The organism is Hyphococcus sp., from assembly GCF_041986965.1.
GTDB lineage: Bacteria > Pseudomonadota > Alphaproteobacteria > Caulobacterales > Parvularculaceae > Hyphococcus.
This window is the reverse complement of the sequence record NZ_JBHIXB010000001.1, coordinates 773,015-797,026: the sequence shown is the minus strand read 5'-3', so window position 1 is coordinate 797,026 and position 24,012 is coordinate 773,015. Positions and strand designations below refer to the sequence as shown.

23 protein-coding genes are annotated in these 24,012 nt (G+C 59.8%); 8 read left to right on the top strand and 15 right to left on the bottom strand.

The features are described 5' to 3' along the window. Window positions 1-100: 100 nt before the first annotated feature. From ACFC5L_RS03970 to ACFC5L_RS03955, 4 genes are all read right to left on the bottom strand, one after another. Window positions 101-454 (bottom strand): hypothetical protein, encoded by a 354-nt coding sequence (locus ACFC5L_RS03970; RefSeq protein ID WP_375201576.1) that lies wholly within the window; start codon window positions 452-454, stop codon window positions 101-103. Between the two features lie 125 nt (window positions 455-579). After that, the gene (locus tag ACFC5L_RS03965; protein ID WP_375201577.1) at window positions 580-975 is read right to left on the bottom strand and encodes a hypothetical protein; all 396 of its coding nucleotides are present in this window, start codon (window positions 973-975) and stop codon (window positions 580-582) included. Window positions 976-1,276: 301 nt separating this feature from the next. Then, on the bottom strand, window positions 1,277-1,918 hold the full coding sequence (locus tag ACFC5L_RS03960) for a helix-turn-helix domain-containing protein (protein WP_375201578.1): 642 nt from the start codon (window positions 1,916-1,918) through the stop codon (window positions 1,277-1,279). Window positions 1,919-1,940: 22 nt separating this feature from the next. Beyond that, window positions 1,941-3,359 carry a dicarboxylate/amino acid:cation symporter gene (locus ACFC5L_RS03955; protein WP_375201579.1) on the bottom strand — a complete coding sequence of 473 codons (1,419 nt, stop codon included), beginning with the start codon at window positions 3,357-3,359 and terminating at the stop codon, window positions 1,941-1,943. Window positions 3,360-3,469: 110 nt separating this feature from the next. Here ACFC5L_RS03955 and ACFC5L_RS03950 point away from each other — a divergent pair, with 110 nt between their 5' ends. Beyond that, a complete protein-coding gene (locus ACFC5L_RS03950; RefSeq protein ID WP_375201580.1) occupies window positions 3,470-3,667 on the top strand; it encodes a CsbD family protein in 198 nt (65 codons plus the stop codon). A gap of 102 nt (window positions 3,668-3,769) precedes the next feature. Here the strand turns inward: ACFC5L_RS03950 and ACFC5L_RS03945 are convergent, their stop codons facing one another. Continuing rightward, a complete protein-coding gene (locus ACFC5L_RS03945; RefSeq protein WP_375201581.1) occupies window positions 3,770-5,875 on the bottom strand; it encodes a prolyl oligopeptidase family serine peptidase in 2,106 nt (701 codons plus the stop codon). A gap of 199 nt (window positions 5,876-6,074) precedes the next feature. On the opposite strand from ACFC5L_RS03945, the gene ACFC5L_RS03940 reads away from it, so the two are divergent. After that, on the top strand, window positions 6,075-6,668 hold the full coding sequence (locus tag ACFC5L_RS03940) for a PilZ domain-containing protein (protein ID WP_375201582.1): 594 nt from the start codon (window positions 6,075-6,077) through the stop codon (window positions 6,666-6,668). Between the two features lie 24 nt (window positions 6,669-6,692). On the opposite strand, the gene ACFC5L_RS03935 is transcribed toward ACFC5L_RS03940, so the two are convergent. The 3 genes from ACFC5L_RS03935 to rph all read right to left on the bottom strand — a co-directional run bounded on the left by ACFC5L_RS03935 (window position 6,693) and on the right by rph (window position 9,606). Continuing rightward, window positions 6,693-7,232, bottom strand: a complete 540-nt coding sequence (locus ACFC5L_RS03935) for a CC0125/CC1285 family lipoprotein (RefSeq protein WP_375201583.1) — start codon at window positions 7,230-7,232, stop codon at window positions 6,693-6,695. A gap of 105 nt (window positions 7,233-7,337) precedes the next feature. After that, on the bottom strand, window positions 7,338-8,822 hold the full coding sequence (locus ACFC5L_RS03930) for a mechanosensitive ion channel family protein (protein ID WP_375201584.1): 1,485 nt from the start codon (window positions 8,820-8,822) through the stop codon (window positions 7,338-7,340). 73 nt (window positions 8,823-8,895) lie between these two features. Continuing rightward, complete coding sequence (rph, locus tag ACFC5L_RS03925) at window positions 8,896-9,606, bottom strand: ribonuclease PH (protein ID WP_375202350.1); 711 nt, start codon at window positions 9,604-9,606, stop codon at window positions 8,896-8,898. Window positions 9,607-9,786: 180 nt separating this feature from the next. On the opposite strand from rph, the gene hrcA reads away from it, so the two are divergent. Together hrcA and grpE are read left to right on the top strand one after the other, a co-directional pair. Next, on the top strand, window positions 9,787-10,812 hold the full coding sequence (gene hrcA / locus ACFC5L_RS03920) for a heat-inducible transcriptional repressor HrcA (RefSeq protein WP_375201585.1): 1,026 nt from the start codon (window positions 9,787-9,789) through the stop codon (window positions 10,810-10,812). 56 nt (window positions 10,813-10,868) lie between these two features. Then, the gene (gene grpE / locus ACFC5L_RS03915; RefSeq protein ID WP_375201586.1) at window positions 10,869-11,510 is read left to right on the top strand and encodes a nucleotide exchange factor GrpE; all 642 of its coding nucleotides are present in this window, start codon (window positions 10,869-10,871) and stop codon (window positions 11,508-11,510) included. Here grpE and ACFC5L_RS03910 read toward each other — a convergent pair. From ACFC5L_RS03910 to ACFC5L_RS03900, 3 genes are all read right to left on the bottom strand, one after another. After that, window positions 11,507-12,610 carry a serine hydrolase domain-containing protein gene (locus ACFC5L_RS03910; RefSeq protein ID WP_375201587.1) on the bottom strand — a complete coding sequence of 368 codons (1,104 nt, stop codon included), beginning with the start codon at window positions 12,608-12,610 and terminating at the stop codon, window positions 11,507-11,509. The two genes, grpE and ACFC5L_RS03910, sit on opposite strands and share 4 nt — an antisense overlap. An 81-nt stretch (window positions 12,611-12,691) precedes the next feature. After that, window positions 12,692-13,363, bottom strand: coding sequence for a helix-turn-helix domain-containing protein (locus ACFC5L_RS03905; RefSeq protein ID WP_375201588.1), 672 nt, complete (start codon window positions 13,361-13,363; stop codon window positions 12,692-12,694). Window positions 13,364-13,419: 56 nt separating this feature from the next. Further along, window positions 13,420-15,027 carry a phosphoenolpyruvate carboxykinase gene (locus ACFC5L_RS03900; protein ID WP_375201589.1) on the bottom strand — a complete coding sequence of 536 codons (1,608 nt, stop codon included), beginning with the start codon at window positions 15,025-15,027 and terminating at the stop codon, window positions 13,420-13,422. A gap of 249 nt (window positions 15,028-15,276) precedes the next feature. Here ACFC5L_RS03900 and ACFC5L_RS03895 point away from each other — a divergent pair, with 249 nt between their 5' ends. Next, a complete protein-coding gene (locus ACFC5L_RS03895) occupies window positions 15,277-15,528 on the top strand; it encodes an XrtV sorting system accessory protein (RefSeq protein WP_375201590.1) in 252 nt (83 codons plus the stop codon). A gap of 81 nt (window positions 15,529-15,609) precedes the next feature. Here ACFC5L_RS03895 and ACFC5L_RS03890 read toward each other — a convergent pair whose 3' ends face one another. Further along, complete coding sequence (locus ACFC5L_RS03890; RefSeq protein ID WP_375201591.1) at window positions 15,610-16,869, bottom strand: 2OG-Fe(II) oxygenase; 1,260 nt, start codon at window positions 16,867-16,869, stop codon at window positions 15,610-15,612. A gap of 79 nt (window positions 16,870-16,948) precedes the next feature. Here ACFC5L_RS03890 and ACFC5L_RS03885 point away from each other — a divergent pair, with 79 nt between their 5' ends. Beyond that, entirely contained in the window at window positions 16,949-17,821 is an 873-nt protein-coding gene (locus tag ACFC5L_RS03885; protein ID WP_375201592.1) for a 1-acyl-sn-glycerol-3-phosphate acyltransferase, read from the top strand. A gap of 13 nt (window positions 17,822-17,834) precedes the next feature. On the opposite strand, the gene ACFC5L_RS03880 is transcribed toward ACFC5L_RS03885, so the two are convergent. Then, entirely contained in the window at window positions 17,835-20,090 is a 2,256-nt protein-coding gene (locus ACFC5L_RS03880) for a VWA domain-containing protein (RefSeq protein WP_375201593.1), read from the bottom strand. A gap of 91 nt (window positions 20,091-20,181) precedes the next feature. Next, entirely contained in the window at window positions 20,182-21,150 is a 969-nt protein-coding gene (locus ACFC5L_RS03875; RefSeq protein WP_375201594.1) for an ABC transporter ATP-binding protein, read from the bottom strand. A gap of 139 nt (window positions 21,151-21,289) precedes the next feature. Between ACFC5L_RS03875 and ACFC5L_RS03870 the strand changes: the two genes are divergently transcribed. Both ACFC5L_RS03870 and ACFC5L_RS03865 read left to right on the top strand, forming a co-directional pair. Further along, entirely contained in the window at window positions 21,290-21,487 is a 198-nt protein-coding gene (locus ACFC5L_RS03870; protein ID WP_375201595.1) for a zinc-finger domain-containing protein, read from the top strand. A 24-nt stretch (window positions 21,488-21,511) separates the two neighbouring features. Further along, window positions 21,512-22,552 (top strand): DUF5700 domain-containing putative Zn-dependent protease, encoded by a 1,041-nt coding sequence (locus ACFC5L_RS03865; RefSeq protein ID WP_375201596.1) that lies wholly within the window; start codon window positions 21,512-21,514, stop codon window positions 22,550-22,552. On the opposite strand, the gene ACFC5L_RS03860 is transcribed toward ACFC5L_RS03865, so the two are convergent. Further along, entirely contained in the window at window positions 22,549-23,922 is a 1,374-nt protein-coding gene (locus ACFC5L_RS03860) for a dicarboxylate/amino acid:cation symporter (RefSeq protein WP_375201597.1), read from the bottom strand. The two genes, ACFC5L_RS03865 and ACFC5L_RS03860, sit on opposite strands and share 4 nt — an antisense overlap. Window positions 23,923-24,012: the final 90 nt, after the last annotated feature.

Sequence of the window (24,012 nt, the reverse complement as noted above, 5' to 3'; positions counted from 1 at the left end):
CTTAAGCTTTCCCGGAATTGGCGGGGATATAGGCGATCGGGGCCCGGAAGGCAAGGCGGGGGACGAAACGCGATATGCCGGAAGCGCGGCCGATCCCGGCCTAGAACCATTTCCGCCATTTGCCGATATTGCGGTCGAAAACGCCCATCAATCCGCCATCTGAATATTTATCGAGGATCTTGAGGATGCCCAGCCCCCACATGGTGGCGACGATCAGGCCGAAAACGATGTTCGACGCGGCGAGCGAGAAATAATAGGTCGCCGCCAGCGTGTCCCGGAAGAAAAACCGGCCCAGCAGGTGCCAGCTATTGATGACGAAATAGAGAAAGTAATAGATGAAAAAGGTTCGATGGATGAAGGCGCCGTTGAGACTCTTGGTGTGCCAGAACTGCCAGAACAGCACCATGCCAAGAATCGCAACGGGCGCAATCAGATTAACCGACGCATTTTTCAAAAACGCGTAAAAGGTGTTGTCCAGGATCCAGTTGATGGCGATGACCGTCGACGCCAGTTTGAGATTCCGGGATCCGGAAAAGTAGCATAGGGCGACCCCGAAAAAGAGGAACGCCCCAAATCGCGCTACGACAATCCACTCATCAGCAGATATGCGATCACCTCCGGCGGATTCTCTTTCGGTGTGCCGCCCGCCTGCAAGAACACAAACGCCCCCTTCTGGGCGAGTGCTTCGATAGCATTGTGGCCTTTGGAGACCGCCTCGGCAAGATTCAGGAGCCAGGCGTTGCCGTCATTCGCCGCATAGGCGGCGCTTTCCACCGCATCAGCGTATTGCATCAGCGAAGGATCGCCCATTTTGTCCGCAACGCTGGCGGCGGCGGCGGTGACCGCAGCGACGCCCGCGATAAGCGGCGCCTTGTCCAGCGGCTTGCCTGCGGCCTTGTCGGCGGCGGCTTTTTTCATGGATTTTTCAAAACGAAGCAGCGCGATTTGCTCGCTGCGCAGATCTTTATTCTTCATGGGCTTCTCCACTGCCGGCCCTGCGCCGGGGTGGAGAAAGAAGACAACTTCTGGCTTAAACTGCGGTTAAGCGCGGAGACTGTTTTGGTTAAGAAAAAATTAACGCAGACCCCGCGACTCCGCCGCGAGCCTTGGGAGAAACCTCTTCCCTGCCGCGTTCACATTTGTTAAGCATGCCTGATCATCCAACGGGCCGGGGCAAACGAGACGGGGGATCTTTTGGAGGACGACGACCGCAAGCGGGCGGAAACGCTTTACCAGCGTTTACTGGATGTTTTTCCGAAACGGGAAAGCAGTAATGTTATTCCATTTCCGGGGGCCGGGCGCGCTCGTCGATCTGCGAAAACGCCACAATCATCGACACTGCCCCTTGAAGGGCCGCGTCCAGACGCTCTTGAAAATCCGGCGGCGGATCGTCAAAGCAGGATTGAAGGATTGCTAAAGCGGTTATTTGAAGACCTTTCGAAAGACGACTGACCGCTTTTTCGTCAAGCACGCCGGGCGCCGGCTTTTCCAACCCTGACATTTCCGGATTCGACTTTTCCAGACTCGACTGGCGCGCGCCGCCTTGCACAAACGCAATGAGACTGCACACAGATTCTGCAAGATCGTCTTCGGTGATTTTCTCCGCGATTTTCAATCCGCAGGTTTTCGCAGCGATCGCCAGGATGGCGTAGCGCGCAGAAAGCGGACAGATTGTGGCGGCCTCCACATCCGGACGCGGCGCCGAAGAAACAATTTTCTGAATATCCGCATCCGGATCAAGCACCGCTTCCGGCGCAATCCCGAGCGCGCCGCTGACAGCGTCGATCCATGCGTCGGTGAGCGCGCGCTCCCCGGATTCAAGCCTTGGCAAATATTCCGGATAAACGCCGATCAGGCGCGAAAATTCGCGGGGCGTGAACAGAAAGCCGAGACGCAAACGCTTGATGTTGTTGGCCATGGCTCGGCTTCCTGTGTGCCTTTCAGTTTGAGTTTCTCTGTCGGAAGACGTCTTCGTCGAGTTCGCCTTCCCATTTGGCGACCGTTACAGAGACCGTTGCATCACCGGTCACATTCACGACAGTGCGCATCATATCCAACAGACGATCGAAGGGGAAAATGAACCCGACGATTATAGCTGTATGTTCTGGCGTCACGTCAAACACTTGCAGCACTGTCGCCAGAAGGAAAAGCGACGCTGACGGGATCCCGGCCGTGCCGATGGAAACAAGCGCCGCCGTTAAAGCAATCAGCCCGTAATGATGCGGCTCCAGACTATAGCCGAATGCCTGGGCGGTGAAGAGCGCCACAATGCCAAGATAAAGCGCGGTTCCGTCCATATTGATCGTCGCGCCAAGCGGCAAAACCGAGCCGGCGATCGACTTTTTCACACCAAGATTTTCGGTGACGTTCGAAATCGTCACCGGCAGCGTCGCTGACGAAGATGACGTCGAATAGGCCACCATCTGCGCATCAAGAATGCCGCGGAAAAAATTGATGAAGGGGAGCTTGAGGCCAAATTTCACGATCCCGCCATAGACCAGCGCCATGTGAATGAAGCAGCCCAGATAAACGGCGATAACCAGCCAGAAGATCGCCGTGAAGGTCTCAAGTCCGCGCGTCCCGGCGACCCAGGCGATCAGGGCGAACACGCCAAAAGGCGCAAGCTCCATGATGAGATGGGTCACGCCGAGAACCTTGTCGGAGGCGTAGGTGAAAAACCGCATAGCCGGACCGTCGTCCCCCGGCTCAAACAGAAATACGACGCCGATAACAAGCGAGACGAAAATCAGGAAAAGAATGTCCATCGACGACATGGCGATCCCGAGCGCAAACAGCGCAGCGAAAATCGCCGCCACCACGGGACGCTTGACGCCGCCTTCCTCAACCCGGCGGGTCAGCCAAATCGCCGCAAGAATGAGCATCGCAGCGATAACAAGCGTCATCGGTTCGCCCGCCATGATCTTTTCGAACGGGTTTTTTGTCGCCATGCCCACGATGCGTTCCAAAAACCCTCCGGCCTCGGCGCTGATCACCCGGGGCTCTGCTTCACCAAGCTCGACGCCCCTTCCCGGGCGAAAGATCGTGCCCATGGCGAGGCCGATGATGTTGGCGAAGAATGTCGTCAGCAAATAAAGCACGAGGGTCTTGAGACCGATGGTGCCGAGTTTTTTGGGATCGCCCAACGCCAGGACCCCGGCGATCAGCGTGAAAAAGATCAGGGGAATAATGACAAGGCGAATGGCGGCGATAAAAATGTCGCCGACGATCTTGATTTCCGTCAGCAGGTTTTCACCGGCCTCGGGCGCCATCGTTTGCGACACGGCGAGACCGAAAATCACGCCAAGGATAAGCCCCAGAAAAACCCGCTTCCAGAGCTTTACGCCAAACCACCAGGACATGCGCCCTCCATTTCATGCACGCGCAACTTTAGGCCTGTTTCCCGTAAAAAGGGAACGATGCGCGCAGATTGTGTGTTCGATTGATGAGCAACAGGAAAGGAGCGCTCATCATGAATTCGGATGAACTGAAAGGCAAATGGAACCAGCTCAAGGGCTCGGCGAAAGCGCAGTGGGGCAAGCTCACTGACGATGAACTGGCCGAAATCGAAGGCAATCAGGACAAGCTTGTCGGCAAGATCCAGGAAAAATACGGGATCGCCCGTGAAGAAGCCGAAAAGCAGGTCGAGAACTGGCGAGACGCCGCATAAGCCGCGCCCGGCCACTTCGGCAAAATTCCACATTGCGAAAAAAGCCGCCCCAAAACAGGGCGGCTTTTTCTATCGTGACGCCTTCCCTCAGGCGGTGTGGGCTTAGTCCCCTGCGCCCATCAGCATGCGGGCGAAATAGGCCCATTCAAGCGCCGTGCGATGCGCAAGCTGCTCCTGATTGGCCGTGCCGCCGTGGCCGCCTTCGATGTTCTCGTAACAGAAGAAATCATAGCCAAGACCCGCCATCTTTGCGGCAGCCTTGCGCGCATGACCCGGATGGACTCGGTCGTCTTTGGTGGAGGTGTAGAACAGGACCTTGGGGTAAGGCTCGCCCGCCTTGATATGCTGGTAGGGAGAATATTCGGAAATATACGCCCATTCCTCCGCGATATCCGGATTGCCATATTCCCCCATCCAGGAGGCGCCGGCGAGAAGCTTGTTATAGCGCTTCATATCGAGCAGCGGCACGCCAATATCGATCGCCGCGTAAAGGTCCGGACGCTGGGTCAGCATAGCGCCCATCAACAAGCCGCCATTGGAGCGGCCAATGGCGCCGAGCATTTCAGGACTGGTCACCCCCGTCTCGATCAGGTCTTCAGAAATCGCAATGAAGTCGTCAAAACCGCGCTGACGGTTTTCTTTCAGCGCCGCCTGGTGCCAGCGCGGTCCATATTCCGAGCCGCCGCGAATATTCGACAGTACAAGAACGCCGCCGCGCTTCACCCACATCAGCCCCGCAAGGGCGCCATGCTGAGGGCGTGACGGATCTTCATAATAGACCGGCAGGATCGGCACGAGGAAGCCGCCATACCCATACTGAACGGTCGGCGCATTGCCCTGTTTCAGGACGGAATCGAGCCCCATGATGTAATAGGGAATTTTTGTTCCGTCAGCGGACGTCGCAAAGCGTTGCTCCACGACAACGCCCGTCGCGTCATAAAAGGCCGGCGTCTCCGTGATCTTTTCGACCTTGTTCTTCGCCGTCACATAGAACAGCGTGTCGGGCGTCGTCATGCTTTCAAAAGAGAGCATGGCGTCGTCGGTTCCGCCGCCGGCGGAGACGATGGAGACAACCCCGTTTTCCGGAAGCCCAATGGATTTGGCTTTCCACTTGCCTTTTTTGGAGCGCTCAACACGGACAGCCGCGCCGGAAACATCGTCGAGATACTGGATAATGATGTTTGACTTGCCGATTTCCACATCCTCGACAGACTGATTGTCTGACGCCTCGAAAACCGTTTCGACAGAACCGTCTGCAAGGCCGTAAGCCACGACAGCGCCCTGAGCGAAGCTTTCTCCCTCATGCTCCCAGCCTTCGCGCAGAAAGAAAATCGCCTGTCCGTCAAGGACTCCTTGATAATCTGCGTTCAGCGGCAGGGGAAGTTTTTCAAAACCTTCCGTACCCGGTGCATAATAATATTCGGATTCAAAGAAGGTCACATTCTGGCTAAGGATAACATGCGTCGCATCGTCTTCATGCTCCACAATGGCGAACGTGCCGACGTCTGCTTCATCTCCCTCAAAAATCACCGGCGCGTCAGAAACAGAAGCGCTGCGGTCAAAACGCTGGACCGTGCGCGGATAGCCAGATGAGGTAAGCGATCCCTCGCCCGTATCGGTGCCGATCAGGAGCGTGTCTTCATCAAGCCAGGTCACATTGGATTTCGCTTCGTCCAGCGCGAAGCCGCCTTCGACAAAGGCTTTCTCTTCAGTGTTGAACTCTCGCCAATAGCCGGCGTCCTTGCCGCCGTCGGAAAGCTCCACCATGCAATGAACATAGTCCGGCGACAGGCAGGCAACGCCGCCGCGGATCCAGTTGCGATCTTCAGCGGCGGCGAGCGCATCATAGTCGAGCACGGTTTCCCATTCCGGCTCACCCGCGCGATAGCTTTCAACGCTCGCCCGGCGCCACAGTCCGCGCTTGTGATTGTCGCCCTGCCAGAAATTATAGACCTGGCCGTGATGAACCTGCCCCAGTGCCAGACGCGCATCCGAGGTCATCACAGACAACGCTTCCTGATACATCGCCTCGAAGCGGGGATCGTTTTCGAGCTCCTCAAGGGAGCGCTTATTCTGCCCGCGCACCCAGTCGAGCGCCTTTTCGCCCTCGACATTCTCCAGCCAGAGATAGGGGTCCGCCTCTTCAGCGGCGGCGGCCGAACTCATGGCGAGAAGGGCCGCGGCGGCGCAGGAAAATTTGTTCATCATGTCGTGAAGCTCCACAGGTCCGGGGGAAAATCAATGCTTTAACCATATAAGCGTCTGGCCTGGCTGCAAACCGCGGTCCGACGAAGCGAGGCTTTGGCGGGATGAATAAAATTGGAGCTTACGCATTAGAAAAGGTTTTGGGGCTGGCCGCTAATTTGCAACGAGGCGGAGCAAACAGGCAATTCGGGACAACTTTACGATGTTTAAGAATGACGCACGGCGCTATCAGCGGATCAGCCTCAATCTGCCGGCGCGCATTGTGATTAACGCCACGGACGAGTTTGAGGGCCGCCTCCTCAATATCTCCCCCGGCGATATGGCGCTGATTACCGAAGCAAAAGTGGTCGTGGGCGACGCCGCCGTCATTCATATTGACGGCCTCGACGTCATCGAGAGTACGGTCGCGCGGACTTTTCCGGACGGTTTTGCGACCTCGTTCCTTTTGTCCAAGCGCCGCCGCAATCTGTTGATCGAGCAACTGATGCTGAAGGCCAATCCGGAATTTGCGGATGGGCTCGGCGACCGTCGCTCAACGCTGCGCCATCGCGACAACGGCTCGCGCGCCTCCTGCCGCCTTGCGGACGGCACGTCCCTGTTTGTAACGATTGTGGATACGTCCGTGAACGGCGTTTCCGTGGACGCCCGCCGCCGCCCGCCGATCGGGTCTTCCATCCATGTCGGACGGCGCCGCGGCGTCATTGTGCGCCATACGCCGCGCGGTTTCGTGGTGGTCTATGAAGGCGCTGCTGCGGAGACAGCGGAAGAACAAAAGCCGGTTCTTCGCGCCGTCTAAAACAAACCGCTATTTATCCGAACGTCAGTTCGCGGGCCCGAGAACGTAAGGCCCGAGATTGTTCATCACTTCTCTGGCGTTGAATGCGTTCGGATTGTCGGCGGGCTTTTCACCCTGATACATGACGACAAAAGTGACCGCGGAATAGCGCGTCACTTCGCGCGTATAGCTGTCATAGGGCGCGCCCCAGCCAAAGCCATAAGCATAATAGGGAAAGCCGTAATAGGGCCGGTAGAACGGATGACCATAGCCGTAGCGGCCATAAAAGGCCGGCTCGGTCGTGGTGCGATAGCTCGTGCTCGCTTCCGTGTCGTTTTCGACCGCGATGAAATAGTCATAGCCGAGATCGACGGTGAGCTCTGCGGCGCGATAAAGAAGCGCATTCTCAACAGTCTCGCGCGCGGTGACCGAGTTGCCGCGGAAGGTGATGCGGTAGCGGTTGTCTTCAATGCGCTGGTCGGAAAAGCCGTAACCGCCCCCTTGCGAGGCCGGCCCATATGGCGTCGCCGTCGCGCAGGCGGCAACGAGTAGCGCAAGCGCGCCCGTGGTGATCAATCGAAACATGGCGTATCTCCCGGCGTGACAGCCCAATTGGCGAGTAACTCGCCCCCAGTCACCAATATAGTCTTTCAACCGCTATAGCCGCAACGGCGTTCGCCTGCGGCGAAATCAGTCCTCACGAGAGTTTGAGGCGGCCTCGGCCCTGGTTTCGGAGACGGCTTTCACCCCGTCGGGCGCGGATTTGATGTGAATGTCGCGCTGCGGGAAGGGCACTTCGATATCCATTTCGTGAAGCATATCCCAGATCGCCATCATCACGTCGGAGCGCACATTGGCCGATCCGTTCGCCGGATCGTTGATCCAGAACCGCAAATCGAAATTGATGGAGCTGTCCCCGAACTCCATGAGGTTGCAGCGCGGCGAAGGATTTTTCAGAACCCGGTCGATGGTCAACGCGCGTGCTTCGGCGGCGCGGGCGAGCCCGCGCACATCGCGCGTATCATAGGAAACCCCGAACGGCGCATGCAGGCGCACCACGCGATCATCATGAGACCAGTTGACGACGCCTTCCTCGATGAACTTGTCGTTTGGCACGAGATGGGACGTGCCGTCCCGGGTCCTCAAGGTCACATAGCGCGCATTCATGGCCGTCACCCAGCCATAGGAATCCTCAATTTCGATAACATCGCCGGGTTTAATCGATTTATCCGCGATCAGCGTGAAGCCGGCGAAGAAATTCGACACGGTGCGCTGCATGCCGAGACCGATGCCGAGGCCGACGGCGCCGCCAAAGATCGCCAGCGTTGCAAACGGAAAGCCGACAATCTGCAACGCCGCCACCAGCGCGACGACCGGCAACAGCACGTCGAGAATTTTCGACAGCAGCGCCTTGAAAGAGACCGTCAGCTCGTCAATGGCGTTGATGCGGCCCTGAATCAGATGATTGAGGAAACGCGCGCCCCAGAAGAGAACGCCAAACACAGCGATGGTGCGTAAAAAGTCGAGCGCGGAAAATGTCTGCGCAACGCCATTCTCATCTTCGCCGATGGGAATGGAAAACGCCTGCAGCTGGCGCACCAAATCGTCCAGCACGCCGAAAGCGTCGAGCGCAGCGATAGGCCAGATCACGTAAAAGGCGACCCGCGACCAGAAAGGCGAGCGGATGACGAGCGTCACCAGCCGCACGATGATCCAGGCGGCCAGAAGGCTGACCGCAGCCGAGATCAGCCCCGTAGAGCTTCCGGCGGTTTGAAGGCCGACAACGGCGATCTGCAAAAAGATATATAACGCGATCGGCGTTGCAAGATGGGCGAAGGCGTTGGCGGCCCGCCGTAATATGCCATAGGGCGCACGCGGCGCGACCTGGGTCTGAATCAGTTTCCTGAGACGCGGTCCGAAAAACGCCGCCGGCATGATCGCCGCAATGAGGATCGCCGCCTCAATGGCGACGCCCACGGTGAGCATGTTGCTCTGAAGCCCGTCCCAAAATCCTTCAAGCCGCTCGCGAATGGTTTGGACGCCGCCTTCCAGCACCGATTCATCGCCCTGCGGGTCTGAGACCGGCGCCTCGGAAGCGGGTGCATCTTGCGGCGGCTCCGGCGCCGCTTCTTGAGGCTGCGGCGCGGCATCCTCTACCGGTTGCGGGTCTTGCATCGGCTCTTTCAGAAAAAGGAACGGGACAGGGTCGAGTCTATCAGCTTCGATTAACGGCGCAACTGCGCCGGATTTAGTCTGCGATCTCCGCCTGCTTCACCGAAAGCTCCGTGCAGCCCGCCTTCGCAAGCGCGAGCAAGGCGGCGAACTGGTCATCCGTAAACGGATCGCCTTCCGCCGTCGCCTGCACTTCAACCAGACCGCCCTTACCGGTAATCACGAAATTGGCGTCAGCCTGCGCTGTTGAATCCTCGTCATAATCGAGATCGAGCGCCGGCGCGCCGGCCACCAAACCGCAGGATATCGCCGCCACCCTGTCGCGCACCGGACTGGCTTTGATAATCCCCTGGCTGACCGCCCATTCACACGCTCGGTTCATGGCGATCCAGGCGCCGGTGATGGAGGCGGTGCGGGTGCCGCCGTCAGCCTGAATGACGTCGCAGTCGATCAGGATCTGGCGCTCGCCAAGGGCTTTGAGATCGATGACGGCGCGCAGCGACCGGCCGATCAGGCGCTGGATTTCCTGTGTCCGGCCGGATTGACCGTTTTTCGCTTCGCGGCGCATGCGCTCGCCCGTGGAGCGCGGCAGCATGCCATATTCCGCCGTCACCCAGCCGCGGCCGCCGCCCCGGAGCCAGGGCGGCGTGGTTTCATCCCAGCTTGCGGTGCACAGCACATGGGTGTCCCCGAATTTGACCAGGCAGGAGCCTTCGGCGTGTTTGGCGACGCCGGTTTCAAGGGACACGGGGCGAAGCTCGTTAAAGGCGCGGCCGGAAGGTCTCATCATGGGGCTCCGTAACTGACTGTTTGCCGACTGGGGCGCGCCTTCCTAGACCCTCCGGCCTCTCGCTGTCGAGCCGGGCCTTTTCGCTGCCCCCTTTTAGCGCCCCGTTGCTACCCCTTGTCCTTGGGGCCAAGCGGCTTATTTTCTCCTGCCGGTCCCGGAAGAGCAGAGCCAAGACCCATGTCCGTTTTGAATGATATTGACGAACGCTCGCGCGAAATCTTTCGCCGTCTGGTCGAGACCTATCTCACCACTGGCGAGCCCGTGGGGTCGCGCGTCCTGAGCAATGACACCAAGATCGCCGTCTCCGCGGCGACCGTGCGCAACGTCATGGCGGATCTCACCGATATGGGTCTTCTTCATGCGCCCCATATTTCCGCCGGGCGCCTGCCGACCGAACTTGGTCTGAGACTATTCGTCGACGGGCTGATGCAGGTTGGCGATCTGACGCCGGAGGAACGGCGGGCGATCGAATATGAAGCCAAGGCCGATGCGCCGGAAAGCCCGCTCGAAGCCGCCGCGACGCGCCTTGCCGGCCTCACCAATACGGCGAGCCTTATTGTCACGCAAAAAGCCGACGCGCCCCTGCGCCAGATCGAGTTCGTGCGCACCGGGCCCGGCAAGGCGCTTGTCGTGATGGTGTTCGAGGATGGCCGCGTTGAAAACCGCATCATCGAGGCGCCCGACGATCTGCCCGCTTCGGCGCTGGTCGCCGCCGGCAATTATCTCAACGCCCGGCTTCGCGGACGTAGCCTGGGCGAAACCCGGTCGAGCATTCTCGATGAAATCGCATCGAACCGCGCCGAACTGGACGAGCTGACCTCGCGCCTTGTGCGCGACGGCGTCGCCGATATCGCCGGCGAGGAGAATTGGCAGCTGATCGTGCGCGGGCGCGGGCACCTGCTCGACGAGGCGGCGCAGGATATAGAGCGCGTCCGCATGCTCCTCGACGACCTCGAGAAAAAACGCGACGTCATCGATCTCCTCACGGCGGCCCGGGACGGCGAAGGCGTGAAAGTCTTTATCGGCTCGGAAAACCGGCTTTTCTCGCTTTCCGGCTCCTCGGTGATCACCGCCCCCTATCGCGACGAAAACCGCAAAATCGTTGGCGTTCTGGGGGTCATCGGGCCCACCAGGCTTAATTACGCCCGGGTCGTCCCGATTGTGGACTATACGGCGGAAGTCCTCTCCCGGATGTTGAAATAACCGCCCCGCGCGCGTACATCCCCAGCGAATGATTTCCCTAAAGCAAAGCTAGTCTCATGAGTGACGAACACGAAAACCGGCCGCCGCCTTTTCCCCATGAAGAGGAAGGCATGCTCGATGACCCGGAAATGTTGGGCGAAGACGATCTCGCCGATGACGAACCGATAAGCGACGCCGCCAAAAAAGAGATTGGCGAGTTGAGCGACAAGGTGTTGCGCCTCGCCGCCGAGCTTGAAAACACCCGCCGCCGGGCGGCGCGCGAAAAAGCAGACGCCGGGCGCTACGCCATCGCCAATTTCGCCCGCGACCTGATTGGCGTTTCCGACAATTTCGAGCGGGCCCTGCGCATTGCAACAGAGAATGCGCCGGCAGAAGGCATGAGCGACGTCGCCAAAGGGCTGATCGACGGTCTCCAGATGACCGAGAAGGAACTGCTCTCGGTGCTCGAGCGCCATGGCGTAAAAAAAGTCGCCGCCGAGCGTGAAAAATTCGATCCCAATGTGCATCAGGCGGTCGCACAAATTCCGCATGCGGAAATACCGCACGGCCATGTGGTCGATGTCGCCCAGCAAGGCTTTACCATCGGCGACCGCGTCTTGCGCGCGGCCATGGTGACGGTCTCCTCGGGCCCCGGCGCAGGCGGCGGCGAGACCCCGCCCTCATCGGAGCCCGGCGAAAGGCTGGACACGAAAGTCTAGTCAGTTTCGAACAAGATCGCTTCAATCGCTTCCGACAGCTCATTGCGAAACATAGGCTCGCCCGTCTCCTCGGCGGGACCGCGGCTTGTGACGACGGCGACGATCACGTTCTTGTCGAGATAATGGTGCATGGCGGCATTGTCTCCCCAGTCCTCGGAACCGAGGGCGCTGAGGCGACGTCCGGCGCCATCAACTTCAGACAAAAAGGCGCCGAACGTCGCCTTGCCGATGGAAGTGTCGCCGCGCGGAGCGAACATTTTCTCTAGCGATGCTTGCGAGACGATTTTATCCTCCATGAGCGCCTGCTGATAGGCCGCGAGGTCCTTCGCCGAAATCAACAATCCCGCCGCCGCCATCATGCCGTAATTGCGCGAGCGCAGGCTTTCCGGAAATGGCTTTAAAGGCTGTCCGACAGTATGGGGGTCCATAACGTCGACAAGCGACCAATGACTTGCATGGGCGAGGCAGGCGGGCTCGAAAATCTTTTCTTTCAAAAGCTCTTCATAAGGACGCCCGTATGCGCGCTCCAGGAGCGCGCCCAAGAGATCATAACCGTCATTCGAATAACGAAAACCGCCGACCCTTTCCTCATCGATTTCGGTTTTGTCGATGGCTGCGATCGCGCTGTCCCTATTGGTTTCCCGCTCCGCGACATAGGTGGAGCCGAGCCCCGACTGATGCGACAAGAGATCGGCAAAGGATACGCCGCGCGCAGCAAGCCTTGTTCCCGGCGCCAGTACGCCTATTGAATCGCGGATCGAGAACTTGCCTTCCTCTGCAGCCTTCATCACGAGCGCCGCCGTGAAATATTTTGCGATAGAAGAGACCTGAAACAGTGTCTCATCGGTCACGGGAATATTTTCTGTGGGCGACGCGCTGCCGACCACACGAGAATAGACGAGATCGCCGTCTCGAATGACGACGACGCCGCCGGCGAAGCCGCGGTCAAAGGCGCTGTCCACAAGCGGGTCGATCGCTGCTGCAAGCGCCGGTTCGGACTTCCTGACCGGCGCGGCGCATTCCGCCGCCACAACGGGAGGTTCGGAAGCGCAAGCGCCCAACAACAAAGCCGCCGCCACAGATGCGAGTGTTCTTTTCATGCTTGCTCCACATATTCGCCAGACGTGGGAGCTTTCAGCATTTTGCGGCGTCAGTCTTGAACGTAGTTGCAGTGTAGCCGCTCAGCCTTGCGCAAAACGTTGAAACGCGGCGGGAGCCATGCCGGTCGCCCTCTTTACTTCCCGCGTCAGATGGCTCTGGTCTGAAAAGCCGCAGTCGACGGCGATAGAAGCCAGCGCTGCGCCTTCCGCGAGCAGCGTCAGCGCTCGCCGGAGCCGCCATTCGCGCCGCCAGGCGGTCGGCGTCAGCCCGAAACGCTTCTGGAAGCGTCTCGTGAGCTGATACGGCTCGAGTCCCTCACCAATCGCAAGCGCGCGCAAGGAAAGAGCCCCTGAAAAGCGCGCCTCATCGCCGCCGCCAACTGGCATTCCCGCTTCGAGCATCATGGAGAATAGGCTGTCGCCGCCTCTTCTCGCCCTTAGTGCGGCGCGATGCTCGCGCGTCTCCAGCTCCAAAGCGGCGCGCATGCCCCGCCAGCCATGACGGCGCACATAGCCAATCCAGTTTTTGCGCGATACATGAAGCCTGAGGAAAGATGACGGCGCACCAGACGAAGCATTGGCGTGCGCACAAAATGGTGGACGAAAGAGGACCTCGCCCTTCCCATAGACATGTCTGCCGGAAAGATCGTTCTCACAGATTTCGCCATCGAGAACGACAATGATGCGCGCATCTTCGTGGCGGTGAAGCGGAAGCGAAGCCTCCGCATCATTGGTGACGACGCATCCTGGCATGCGCAATAATGATCCTCAGAGATACGCCCTGAGTCTGCCGGGCCAACCGCCGACCGTCAATTCGCCTTGGGGCCCGCAGCCTTCACGTCGTCGCTGACATAAGCTTCGAAGATCTTGAAGTTCTCGGTGAACATTTTTGCGAGCTTCGCAGCCTGTGCGTCGAAGGCCGAGGCGTCTTCCCAGGTGTCGCGCGGATTGAGGATCGCCTTGTCGACGCCCGGCACATCGCTCGGCACGTCGAAGCCGAAAATCTCGTCCTTGCGCATGGGCGCCGAATTCAGCGAGCCGTTGAGCGCAGCGGTAAGCAGCGCGCGCGTTTCCTTGATCGGCATGCGCTTGCCCTGCCCGTGCGGTCCGCCGGTCCAGCCGGTCGACACGAGCCAGCAATCCACATCATGCTTGTCGATGAGCTTGCCCAGGAGCGCGCCATATTCAGACGGGTGACGCGGCATGAAAGGCGCCCCGAAGCAGGTTGAGAAAGTCGCTTCCGGGTCTTTGCCGAGGCCTTTTTCAGTGCCGGCGACTTTGGCCGTGTAGCCCGACAGGAACATATACATCGCCTGCGCCGGGGAGAGCCGCGCGATCGGCGGCATCACGCCAAAGGCGTCGCAGGTGAGCATGATGATGTTTTGGGGGTGGGTGGTGACGCCGGTGAGGCTGGCGTTCGGAATGTAATCGATCGGGTAGGCGCCGCGGGAGTTCTCGGCGAGCGTCGCATCGTCAAGATCGAGCTCGCGTGTGACCGGGTCCATGACCACATTTTCGAGCACGGTGCCAAAGCGTTTCGTGGTCGCGTAAATTTCCGGTTCGGCGGAAGGCGACAGGCGGATCATCTTGGCGTAGCAGCCGCCTTCGAAATTGAAGAGGCCATTCGGCCCCCAGCCATGTTCGTCGTCGCCGATAAGCGTGCGGTTGGGATCGGCCGACAGCGTCGTCTTGCCGGTGCCCGACAGGCCGAAAAAGATCGCCGCGTCGTCATCTTCACCCACATTGACCGAGCAATGCATGGGCATGATTTCCTGTTCCGGCAGGAGATAATTGAGGATCGTGAAGACCGACTTTTTCATTTCGCCCGCATAGGACGTGCCGCCGATGAGAATGAGACGGCGCACGAAATCCACCGCAACCACGGTGCCGGTGCGGCAACCATGCACTTCGGGGTCGGCTGTGAAGCCGGGAAGATCGACGATGGTGAAATCGGGATCGCCCTCTCCAGAAACAGAAGGGCGCTCATTCAACGGCGGGCGCACGAGGAGATGCTGGATGAAGAGACTGTGCCAGGCATATTCGGTGAAGACGCGAACCTTGATGCCATAGGTCTGGTCGGCGCCGCCGGCGAGATCCTGCATGATGAGGTCGCGCGATGACGCATAGTCCAGCATGTCGGCATGCAGCCGGTCGAACGCTTCGGGGGTGATCGCCTTGTTGGCGTCCCACCAGATCTTCTCTTCGATTTCCGGATGGCGGACGATAAATTTGTCCTGGGCCGAGCGGCCCGTATGCTCGCCGGTTTTGACGACCAGCGGGCCGCCCTTGGCGATCTCGCCTTCGCCGCGCGCCACCGCCAGCTGATAAAGGGCCGCCGCGGTCAAATTCGCCAATTTGGCCGGCGCACGATCTTCAAAGCTGCGCGTGTCCTGCGCTGCAGTTACGGATAAGCTCATTACAGTCTCCCTGGACCTCACCACCGGGGTTGTCCGGCCACGCCCGGCGCATTGAACATGCACCTGTCATGCCGTCAGCAGATTCCGCTCTTAGCGGCAAAATCACGTCATGGCCACAAGACCGGGGACGGATTCCGGCCCTAATTCCTGATCTTTTCCCCCGAGAGCCCAACTTCCTTCCCGTTAACCAAGCCGCCTAACACGCTGTTAACGCCATTGCGGGACATTTTGCACAGGGAGAATAAGCTCGTGGACAGTATTTTCGACGCGCTTTCGGTCATGCTTTTTCTGGCGACGACAGGACTTTTCATCGTCCGTCTGCGTCACGAAAGCCCGCCATTGGCGCCCTATCTGGTGATCGCGCTCGTCTGCATTGTCGGCAACTGGCTCGGCAATAATGGCGGCGGCGTTGCGGCCGTTGGGCTTCTCATTGCGGCGGCCTTCCTGACCCTGCATCTCGCGAGCGAGCCTTATCGCGAAGACCCCGAAGAACAGAACTAGGGCCATTTTACAAATGGCCCTGGATTATTTTTTATCGCATTTTCTTAACGCGAACCGGGGACTGCTTCGCTTGAAAATGCTCTAGGCCCAAAACCAGAACCGCCGCTCCCGGCACCACAAGCTCAAGAGCCATTTTTCGCCTTTGCTCACCGGCGCGCCCGCGTGAAGCGTTTCGGGATAGGGCGCGCCCGCGCCGTTCGTGTTCTCAAAAACGAACGCATCGCCGGTCTGGCCTTTATGCTCGATCGTGAGCTCCGGAAAGACGGTCGCCCCGCCGGCATAGGCGTCATTGAGCGAAACAAGCAGGGTTTTCGCGCGCTGGCCCGACCGGCGCACCTCGGAATAGTCATGTTCATCTTCGGGAAGATAGTCGCGATGGGGCTTGTATTCCTGGCCCGGGCGATAACGCAGGACGCCGACCAGCTCGCAATTGCCCCATTCGACTTCCGCCGCCATGGCGAGCCGCCGGTAGACCGACACCAGCATGAGGTCGAGATCGAGGAGGCCGATCAGCGCGCCTTCGGATGTGCGATATTGCGCATGATCCGCGGCGCCCTTTTCCGGATCGACAACAAGCGACGGCGTCAGGAGCGGCGCGGAGGCGCAAATCACATAGTCGCACTCATCGCGCGAAAGCAGCGCCGGAATACGATAGAGCGACGGCGTCTCATGCAGCGTTTCCTTCGCGCCCTGGAACGCCGCCGGCGCCTGCGCTGCGGAAACAAGATCGGCGACGGTCACATCGGGACTCGCCGTGCGATCTTCCGTCAGCGGATCAAGGGAGATGAAATCAACGGCGCGTTTCCTCAAGCTTGCACGCGCCATGGCCGCCTCCGCATCGCTCAAGAGCCCCGGCCGGCGCGCCGCATAAGCGAGCGCGACCCAGTCGCCCTTGCGCGCCGCAGCGGCGAGCAGCTTCGCCCCCGCCCATCGCCGCCCGGAAACGCTCTCCGCCAACAGCGCCAATTCGCGCATGGCGGCGGGATGGCCGGTCTCGGCCGCGTCCCCCAAAAGCCGCACCGCGCCCGCCCAGTCCTGCTTCACGCCGAGGCCAAGCGCCGTCAGAACGGCGAGCAGACGCATGGCGGCCGCGCCGCCGCCGTCGCGAGCGCGTGTGAGAAGCCCGACTGCTTCATCGACGCGCATCGTTTCTGGCGGCACGGCCAAAAGCTCGCAAGCGATGGTGTAAAGGGCGCCCGGGTGGCCGGCGTCGGCGGCCTTGCGCGTCCATTCCCGCGCCGCCTCCCTTTGACCCGACCGCTCCAGGAGCGCCGCCAGCCGGTACTGGCTCGCGGCGTCCCCGCCTCGTGCAAGCGCCTCGATTTCTTTAAGGTTTTCCATTCGATCCCCGTTTGAGGCTTTGATAGCATGGGCCAAGCAAGGTAAAAACCGGCCCGGTTCTTACGGGATGTGAGATTTTATGGACGCCACGCCGTCCTCTTTTGCGAGCGCCGCCGATGGCGACCAACATATCGTTGACGTGCTGATCGAGGAGCGCGCCCACAGGCTGCGCGCATCGCGCTTCTGGCCAATGTACAAAACCCTTCTCTATCCGCTCCTGCTATACAAACCCGCCGTGAAGATGGCGGATGACATCGCCGACAAATCCGCGCGCAATGTGTTCGATTACATCAGCGATCTGTTGACCCTTGATGTGGACGTTTCGGGGCTGGAGCATCTTCCTGAGCAAGGACGCGTTCTTATTGCGTCGACGCATCCCACCGGCATTCCCGACGGCGTCGCCATGTTTGACGCCATCAAATCCCGCCGCCGCGACATGACCTTCTTCGCCAATCGCGATGCGCTTCGCGCCGCGCCCGGCCTTGAAGACATGATCATTCCTGTCGAATGGGTGGAGAAAAAGCGCACCGCGGCGCGCTCGCGCGAGACGCTGGAGAGCGCCATCAAGGCGTTTCAAGAGGAAAAATGCGTCGTTCTTTTTCCTTCCGGACGCCTCGCCTACATGAATGACGACAAAAGGCTGACGGAGCAGGAATGGCTCGCCTCTGTCGCGATCTTTGCGCGCAAATATGATTGCCCGGTCGTGCCGGCGCATATCGATATGCGCAATTCCTGGCTTTATTACTGGTTCTGGAAGCTCAACACCGAATTGCGCGACATCACGCTGTTCCACGAGCTGTTGAACAAAAAAGAAAAGACCTATCGCATCACCTTCGGGCCGAAGATCGATCCGGCGGCCCTGAAAGGCGACGCAAAGGCAGTCGCAGACGCGCTGAGAGAACACGCCATGACGCTTGGAGACACTCCCGCGCCATGGCGGCCGATCGGATAATCTACCGGATAATCTACGGCGTCACCTTGATGGGACGGCGCGCCAGCACTTTCTTGTTCCCCTGAATATAGCGTAGCTCGTAATCGCCCGGCTCTTTGGGCATGCGAAGTCTCGCGGGGCTGCCGCCACGGACATAGACATAGGTCAGATATTTCACGTCCGGCTGATCGAGCTGTGACACAGCAATGTAATCGCCCTGCCCCACCGGCGGCCCTGTAAAGGTCACCTCAGCCACGCTATCCGCCTTGGCCGAGGCCGGCGCGTCGAGCGTCGCGGTCGCCGCCGTTACACTTATCGGCCTGCGCGCAAGCACTTTTTTGTTGGCCTGTACAAGGCGGAGTTCATACTCACCTGCATCCAGCGGCATGCGAATTTCCGCAGGGCTGCCAGACCGCGTGTATTTGTAGTCCGTATATTTGTTATCCGGCGCATCAGGCTCAATCACCGTAACCCAATCGCCCTGGCCCGGCGCCGGGCCTGTAAACTCAACACTCACCGTCTCACCGGCAATAGCCGTGTCTTTTGCAGAAAGCGTCGCCGTCGCCGCGGTGATCGTGATGGGCTGACGGGCGATGACTTTCTTGTTGCCCTGCACGAAGCGCAATTCGTAGTCGCCCGCCTCAAGCGGCATGCGGATCGTTCCGGGGCTGCCGTTCCGGGTGTAATGATAATCGTTATACTTGTTCGCAGGATCATCCGGCGCCGTCACGGTGATCCAGTCGCCCGACGCCGGCTCCGGCCCTGAAAACTCGACCTGCACCTCTTCACCGGAAACCGCTGTTTCAGGTCCGGAGATGGTCGCAAGCGCCACTGTGACGGTGATCGGTTTGCGGGCCAGCACTTTTTTATTGTTTTGCACGAAACGAAGTTCGTACTCCCCCGCCTCGAGCGGCATGCGGATCGTCGCAGGGCTGCCCTGTCTCGTGTAATGATAATCATTGTATTTGTTGTCGGGGGCGTCCGGTTTGACGACCGTGACCCAGTCGCCGGAACCCGCCGGCGGTCCGGTAAACTCAACACTCACTTCTTCGCCTGCAATCGCCGTGTCCGGCGCTGACAATGTCGCCGTCGCGGGCGTCACCTTGATCTCAGCGCTCGCCAGCACGCGGATCGGGCGGCCAAGCATGTAACGAAGTTCATAGTCACCCGGCTCCACCGGCAGGCGAAGCTCCGCCGGGTTGCCTTGCGACGTATAGCGATAGGAAATGTAACTTCCCTTGTCGGCGCCCTTCTCGGCAATGGCGATGTAATCGCCGCGGCGGTCGGGGCCGGTCCAGTGACCTTTGATATTTGTGCCCGCCACGCCTTCTCCGGCCGGCTCAGCGCGCACCGTCGCCTCCACCGGGAAAGTGAGCGCAATTGTCACTGTCTTCCAGGTGTTCTCGGCGACCTTGAATGATTTCAGTTCGCCTTTGAGCCCATCCGCAGGCCGCGTTACGGCGATATCGTATGTTCCGGGCTCAATATCGATGTCGACGCTGCCGGCGCCGTCCTGCGTAAAAACGGGATCGCCGCCGCCCGCCGGCGTCACCGTCCATGTCAGCCCTTCTTCGATGACAAGGCCGCCTTCAAGCTCGGTGGCGCGCAAGCGCACTTTCGTTTCCGTCACGACTTCGGGCGCGGCGACGACTGTTCCTTCCAGCGCTTCGGTCAACTCGCCGGCATTTGACGCCGACACGAACTGGCCGCCCGTATTGTCGGCGATGCAGCGCAACTGCGCCTGGGCGTTTTCTTCCGTCACGTCAAAGCCCACCACATGCACGGTGAAATCCACACCGGCGGCTTCCAGCGCGGCGGCGACGCCGCACGGATCTGGCGCGCAGGTTTCGATGCCATCGGAAACAAGAATGACCGTCGCTTTTTCCTCGGTGTATTTCAGCTTGTCCGCGGCAAGTTTGATCGAATCCGCCATGGGCGTTTTGCCCTTGGGATTGAGCTTTGCGACAGCGCCGGAAATGGCGGCGCGATCCGTTCCCACGGCGGCGAGCTCTTCAATGTCGGCGCAATCGCCCGTGCGTCTGTGGCCATAGGCGATGAGGCCAAGGCGGCGCTCCGCAGGCAGATCTTTCAAAAGATCGGCGAGCACGGATTTGGCGATGGTGATTTTCGCTTCACCCTCAATCTGGCCCCACATGGAGCCGGAAGCATCCAGCACCAGGATGGAATCGCCCGCCCCGGCCTCAGCAGAAGCGTTCTGCGCCGCCGCCGGCAGAGCAGTGATCAAAAATACAAATGTGGAAAAGACTGACAGAATTGCGCGCGCGGCCATGAAACTCCCCTTCTCGATGGCGACGGGGGAACCTAGCGCCCGTCGCGCTCCGGTGGAAGCTTTGAGGGCGCCCTAATTGGCGCGCGGGGCCTTACCCTTTGTTATGATAGGTAAGTTCAAGGAAGACATCTTCGAGATCGGCCTCGACCGTGGTGATGTCTTTCACGGAAACCCCGGCGGTGTTGAGCCGCTCCAGAATCTCGGCGACCCGCGTTTCGCTCGGCTGATAGTGGATCGCCAGATTGCCGTCCGGTTTGAGGTCCACCGATAGCGGGCCAAGATCCGGCGCGGCGGCGACGTCTTCATTCGGCGTCACCATCAGTGTCTTGCGGTCAAGCGAGGAAATGAGTTTTTCCGTAGGCTCGCAGGCGACCACCTCACCATGATTGATGATGGCGATTTCCTTGCACAGCTCCTGCGCCTCTTCGAGATAGTGCGTCGTCAGAACAATCGTTACGCCCTGCTCGTGAAGCTTCAGGACATATTCCCAGAGCTGTTTCCTGAGCTCGATGTCGACCCCGGCAGTAGGCTCATCGAGGATCAAGATCGGCGGCGAATGCACCATGGCCTTCGCGACCAAGAGGCGTCGCTTCATGCCGCCGGACAGCATCCGGACATAGGCGTTGGCTTTATCCTCAAGCCCGAGCGCTTTCAAAATCTCCATGGAGCGGCGCTGGCTTTTCGGCACGCCATACAGCCCCGCCTGGATCTCCATGCCTTCAAGCGGCGTGAAGAACACCTCCATGTTGATTTCCTGGGGCACGATCCCAAGGGCGGCGCGCGCCTGACGCGGATTGCGGTCGATGTCAAAACCCCAGACCGACACCTCGCCCGCGCTTTTTTTCACAAGCCCGGCAAGGATGTTGATAAAGGTCGACTTGCCCGCGCCATTCGGCCCCAACAGACCGAAAATCGTGCCGCGCTTGACGAAAATATCGACGCCTTTCAGCGCCTCTTTCGGCGGCGACTTGCCGTTGCCGCCATAGGTTTTGCGTACGCCCCGCGCGGCGATGGCGTATTCAGCGTTGGTATTGAAATCCATGGAATGATCATCCGGCATGTATATGGCGCTTATCGCGCCGCAGCAGACGAGGGTCAACCATCAGGAGCGGGCGAAGACGCCGCTCACAAAGACTTGACGAGAAGGCCCGGCAGCGGCAATCCATGAGGAAACAAGCCATCAGAAGACCTATCCTGCCATGAGCGAACACCAAACGCCGGCGAAATCCGCCACACCCGATCCGGAAGTCATCTATACGGACAAACGCCGCGTCTCCTGCGATGGCGGCGGCGGGGCGCTCGGCCATCCTGTCGTGTGGTATTCACTCGAAGACGGCGAAGCCGAATGCGGCTATTGCGACCGTAAGTTTATCTATAAGCCAGGTGACAGCCACTAAAACGGGCCGCGAGGAGATGCTTTCATGATTGGCGCTCTCGCCGCCCTTTTTGTTTCCTCCGCCGCACCAGATATTCACGTCGATTTTGACACAAGCTTTGCCAATGCGGTGTTGGCGGAAGTTTGCTCAGACGGCGACATTGACGAAGCCGCGATCCGCGCTTCCGAGACGGCGCAGATCATGGTGGATCATTTTCATCAATTCCGCGACGACTTCACCATGGATGCTTATGTGGAAGCGCGTCGAGCCGCCGCGAACTGCGAAACGCCTGAGCGCGATATTTTCCGCTTTGCAGAGGTCATCGAGCGACGCGAGGAACTCCGCGCCGAGATCACCTTGCTCGAAGACCGGCGTGAGAAAATCGGCGACACGATCGCTGACATGCTTAACGCCTATACGCCTGCGGGAATTTCCTTCTCCGGCGCCGCCGTCGTCGTGACGGGCAGCCCTTCCTGCGGCGGCTGGTCCAGGGGCGCTGCTTTTTTCGTCGATCTTCCCTGCTTGAAAGGCGACCATGACGGCCTCACTTATCTCGCCGCGCATGAAACCTATCACGCCATTCAAAGCCGTTTCATGCCCGGCCCATCGGAAAGCAATGAAACGCTGTCGATCTTTTCAGAGATCATCCGCGAAGGAACAGCGAGTGTTGTCGCGGACTTCAGCGAGATCGACACCGACGGCGCCTACACGCAACTTTCGCAGCAGATCATCAAAACAAACAACCGGCGCATGGACGCCAATTTTGATCTTCTCAACATAGCGTTCTTTTACCTCAGCAACAGCGGGGACGAAGAAGCATCGCATAAAGTAAAAGCCATCGGCCTTTCCGGCTTTTTTGACAGCCCCTTCTACGCTATTGGCGCTGGCATGACGCGCATCATTGACGGCGCTTATGGGCGCGACGCCCTGCTCTGCCTGATGGCGGCGCCGCCGGAACAATTTTTCCTTGCCTATGACCGCGCGGCACAAGAAACAGATGAAACGCGCCTTGGCGCTAATGTGATGGACGCCGCCAGAAAAAACTCCAGCCATAAAAACGCCGCCTCCGCCAAGGCCTGTTTCTAGGCGGTCGAGGGCGGCGGCGCTTCCTCCGGCTTTTGCGCCGCCGGCGCAGGCGTCTCGGTTTCAATTCCCGACAACAAACGACAGGCGACGAGATCGCCGGTGACATTGACGCTGGTGCGCGCCATGTCGAGGAGGCGATCAACGCCGAGCACCAGCGCGAGCCCGTTCAGGGGAATGCCAAAGCTTGTCGCCGTCGCCGACAAAACTGCGATGGAGGCGCCGGGCGCGGCGGGCGCGCCGATCGAGGCGCCGGTGAGCGTGATCATGACAAAGGCGAGATCGCCCGGCGACAAAGAAACGCCTGCGATATTCGCCAGAAACACAATCGCCGCCGACTGATAGAGCGCCGTCCCCGCCATATTGATGGTCGCCGCAAGGGGAATGACGGCACCCGCGAGCGACGGCGAGGCGCCCAGTTTTTCCACCGCGGTTTTCATGGTGAGCGGCATCACGGCGGCGGAGCTTGAGGTCGAAAACGCCAGAAGCTGCACCGGCGCGACGGCGCGCAGGAAATTCCAGGGCGTCATACCGCCCAGAAACGCAACAATGACGAGGTAAACAATCAGCAACATGAAAAGCCCGCCGATCACAACGCCGCAATAAACGGCGAGATCGATCAGCGTGCTGAGGCCGTTGACCGCTGTCGTTTCCGCCATCAGACCGAACACCGCGAGCGGCGCAAAGCGCATCGCCGTGCGAATAACCGTCATGCAGACTTCCAGGACAGCGCCCGCGAGCGCCACCAGCGGTTTCGTCAGTTCACGCTTGTCGCTGGTCACGGTCGCGACGCCGATGAACAGCGCGAAGACGACAATGGCCAGCATGTCCTGATCGAGGATTGAGGCGGAAACATTTTGCGGAATGAGACCTGAAATCATCGACGGCAATTCGCGGCCGATGGCTTCAATCGGGGAGGCCGCCGCTTCCACCGTCGCCGGATCGGGCTTCAGCCGCGGGGTCGGCGGCGTGCCCAGCATCACGCTTTTTCCGGCGGAAACGAGGCTGGCCAGACCGCCGCCAATCGACGCGCCGATCAGCGTCGTGACCAGAACGAACGCCGTCAGCCGCAACCCGATGCGGCGCAGATTGGCGCCAGCGCCCGCTGCGGCGATGCCCATCACGATGGAACTGACCACCAGCGGAATAATGACCATGCGAATGAGCGCGAGAAACAGCCGGCCGGGTAAAGCCAGCCAGTCTCCCGTGGTCTGCGCAACCTGGCGAGAGACCAGCGACAGATCGGGGCCGAACAGCGCCCCCACCGAAACGCCCAGCGCAATGGCGATCAGGACCTGAAGCCATAGCCGTCCGCGAACGAGAACATCAAGACGGCGATTAAGGCGGTTATAGCGAAACCGGGATCTGGGCATTTGCGCCTTGCGTAAAAGCTGCTGCTTTCCTGGCGCGGGTTTTACAGGCTGCTATTAAAAACGCCACTGCGCCAATCGGCGCGGCGGCTT

Coding starts and splice junctions, on each gene's coding strand:
- ACFC5L_RS03865 (WP_375201596.1), top strand. CDS start 21,512: ATGATTGGCGCTCTCGCCGCCCTTTTTGTTTCCTCCGCCGCACCAGAT.
- ACFC5L_RS03890 (WP_375201591.1), bottom strand. CDS start 16,869: ATGGAAAACCTTAAAGAAATCGAGGCGCTTGCACGAGGCGGGGACGCC.
- ACFC5L_RS03960 (WP_375201578.1), bottom strand. CDS start 1,918: ATGGCCAACAACATCAAGCGTTTGCGTCTCGGCTTTCTGTTCACGCCC.
- ACFC5L_RS03860 (WP_375201597.1), bottom strand. CDS start 23,922: ATGCCCAGATCCCGGTTTCGCTATAACCGCCTTAATCGCCGTCTTGAT.
- ACFC5L_RS03945 (WP_375201581.1), bottom strand. CDS start 5,875: ATGATGAACAAATTTTCCTGCGCCGCCGCGGCCCTTCTCGCCATGAGT.
- ACFC5L_RS03900 (WP_375201589.1), bottom strand. CDS start 15,027: ATGAGCTTATCCGTAACTGCAGCGCAGGACACGCGCAGCTTTGAAGAT.
- hrcA (WP_375201585.1), top strand. CDS start 9,787: ATGTCCGTTTTGAATGATATTGACGAACGCTCGCGCGAAATCTTTCGC.
- ACFC5L_RS03940 (WP_375201582.1), top strand. CDS start 6,075: ATGTTTAAGAATGACGCACGGCGCTATCAGCGGATCAGCCTCAATCTG.
- ACFC5L_RS03950 (WP_375201580.1), top strand. CDS start 3,470: ATGAATTCGGATGAACTGAAAGGCAAATGGAACCAGCTCAAGGGCTCG.
- ACFC5L_RS03875 (WP_375201594.1), bottom strand. CDS start 21,150: ATGCCGGATGATCATTCCATGGATTTCAATACCAACGCTGAATACGCC.
- grpE (WP_375201586.1), top strand. CDS start 10,869: ATGAGTGACGAACACGAAAACCGGCCGCCGCCTTTTCCCCATGAAGAG.
- ACFC5L_RS03885 (WP_375201592.1), top strand. CDS start 16,949: ATGGACGCCACGCCGTCCTCTTTTGCGAGCGCCGCCGATGGCGACCAA.
- rph (WP_375202350.1), bottom strand. CDS start 9,606: ATGAGACCTTCCGGCCGCGCCTTTAACGAGCTTCGCCCCGTGTCCCTT.
- ACFC5L_RS03905 (WP_375201588.1), bottom strand. CDS start 13,363: ATGCCAGGATGCGTCGTCACCAATGATGCGGAGGCTTCGCTTCCGCTT.
- ACFC5L_RS03955 (WP_375201579.1), bottom strand. CDS start 3,359: ATGTCCTGGTGGTTTGGCGTAAAGCTCTGGAAGCGGGTTTTTCTGGGG.
- ACFC5L_RS03870 (WP_375201595.1), top strand. CDS start 21,290: ATGAGCGAACACCAAACGCCGGCGAAATCCGCCACACCCGATCCGGAA.
- ACFC5L_RS03935 (WP_375201583.1), bottom strand. CDS start 7,232: ATGTTTCGATTGATCACCACGGGCGCGCTTGCGCTACTCGTTGCCGCC.
- ACFC5L_RS03910 (WP_375201587.1), bottom strand. CDS start 12,610: ATGAAAAGAACACTCGCATCTGTGGCGGCGGCTTTGTTGTTGGGCGCT.
- ACFC5L_RS03880 (WP_375201593.1), bottom strand. CDS start 20,090: ATGGCCGCGCGCGCAATTCTGTCAGTCTTTTCCACATTTGTATTTTTG.
- ACFC5L_RS03965 (WP_375201577.1), bottom strand. CDS start 975: ATGAAGAATAAAGATCTGCGCAGCGAGCAAATCGCGCTGCTTCGTTTT.
- ACFC5L_RS03930 (WP_375201584.1), bottom strand. CDS start 8,822: ATGCAAGACCCGCAACCGGTAGAGGATGCCGCGCCGCAGCCTCAAGAA.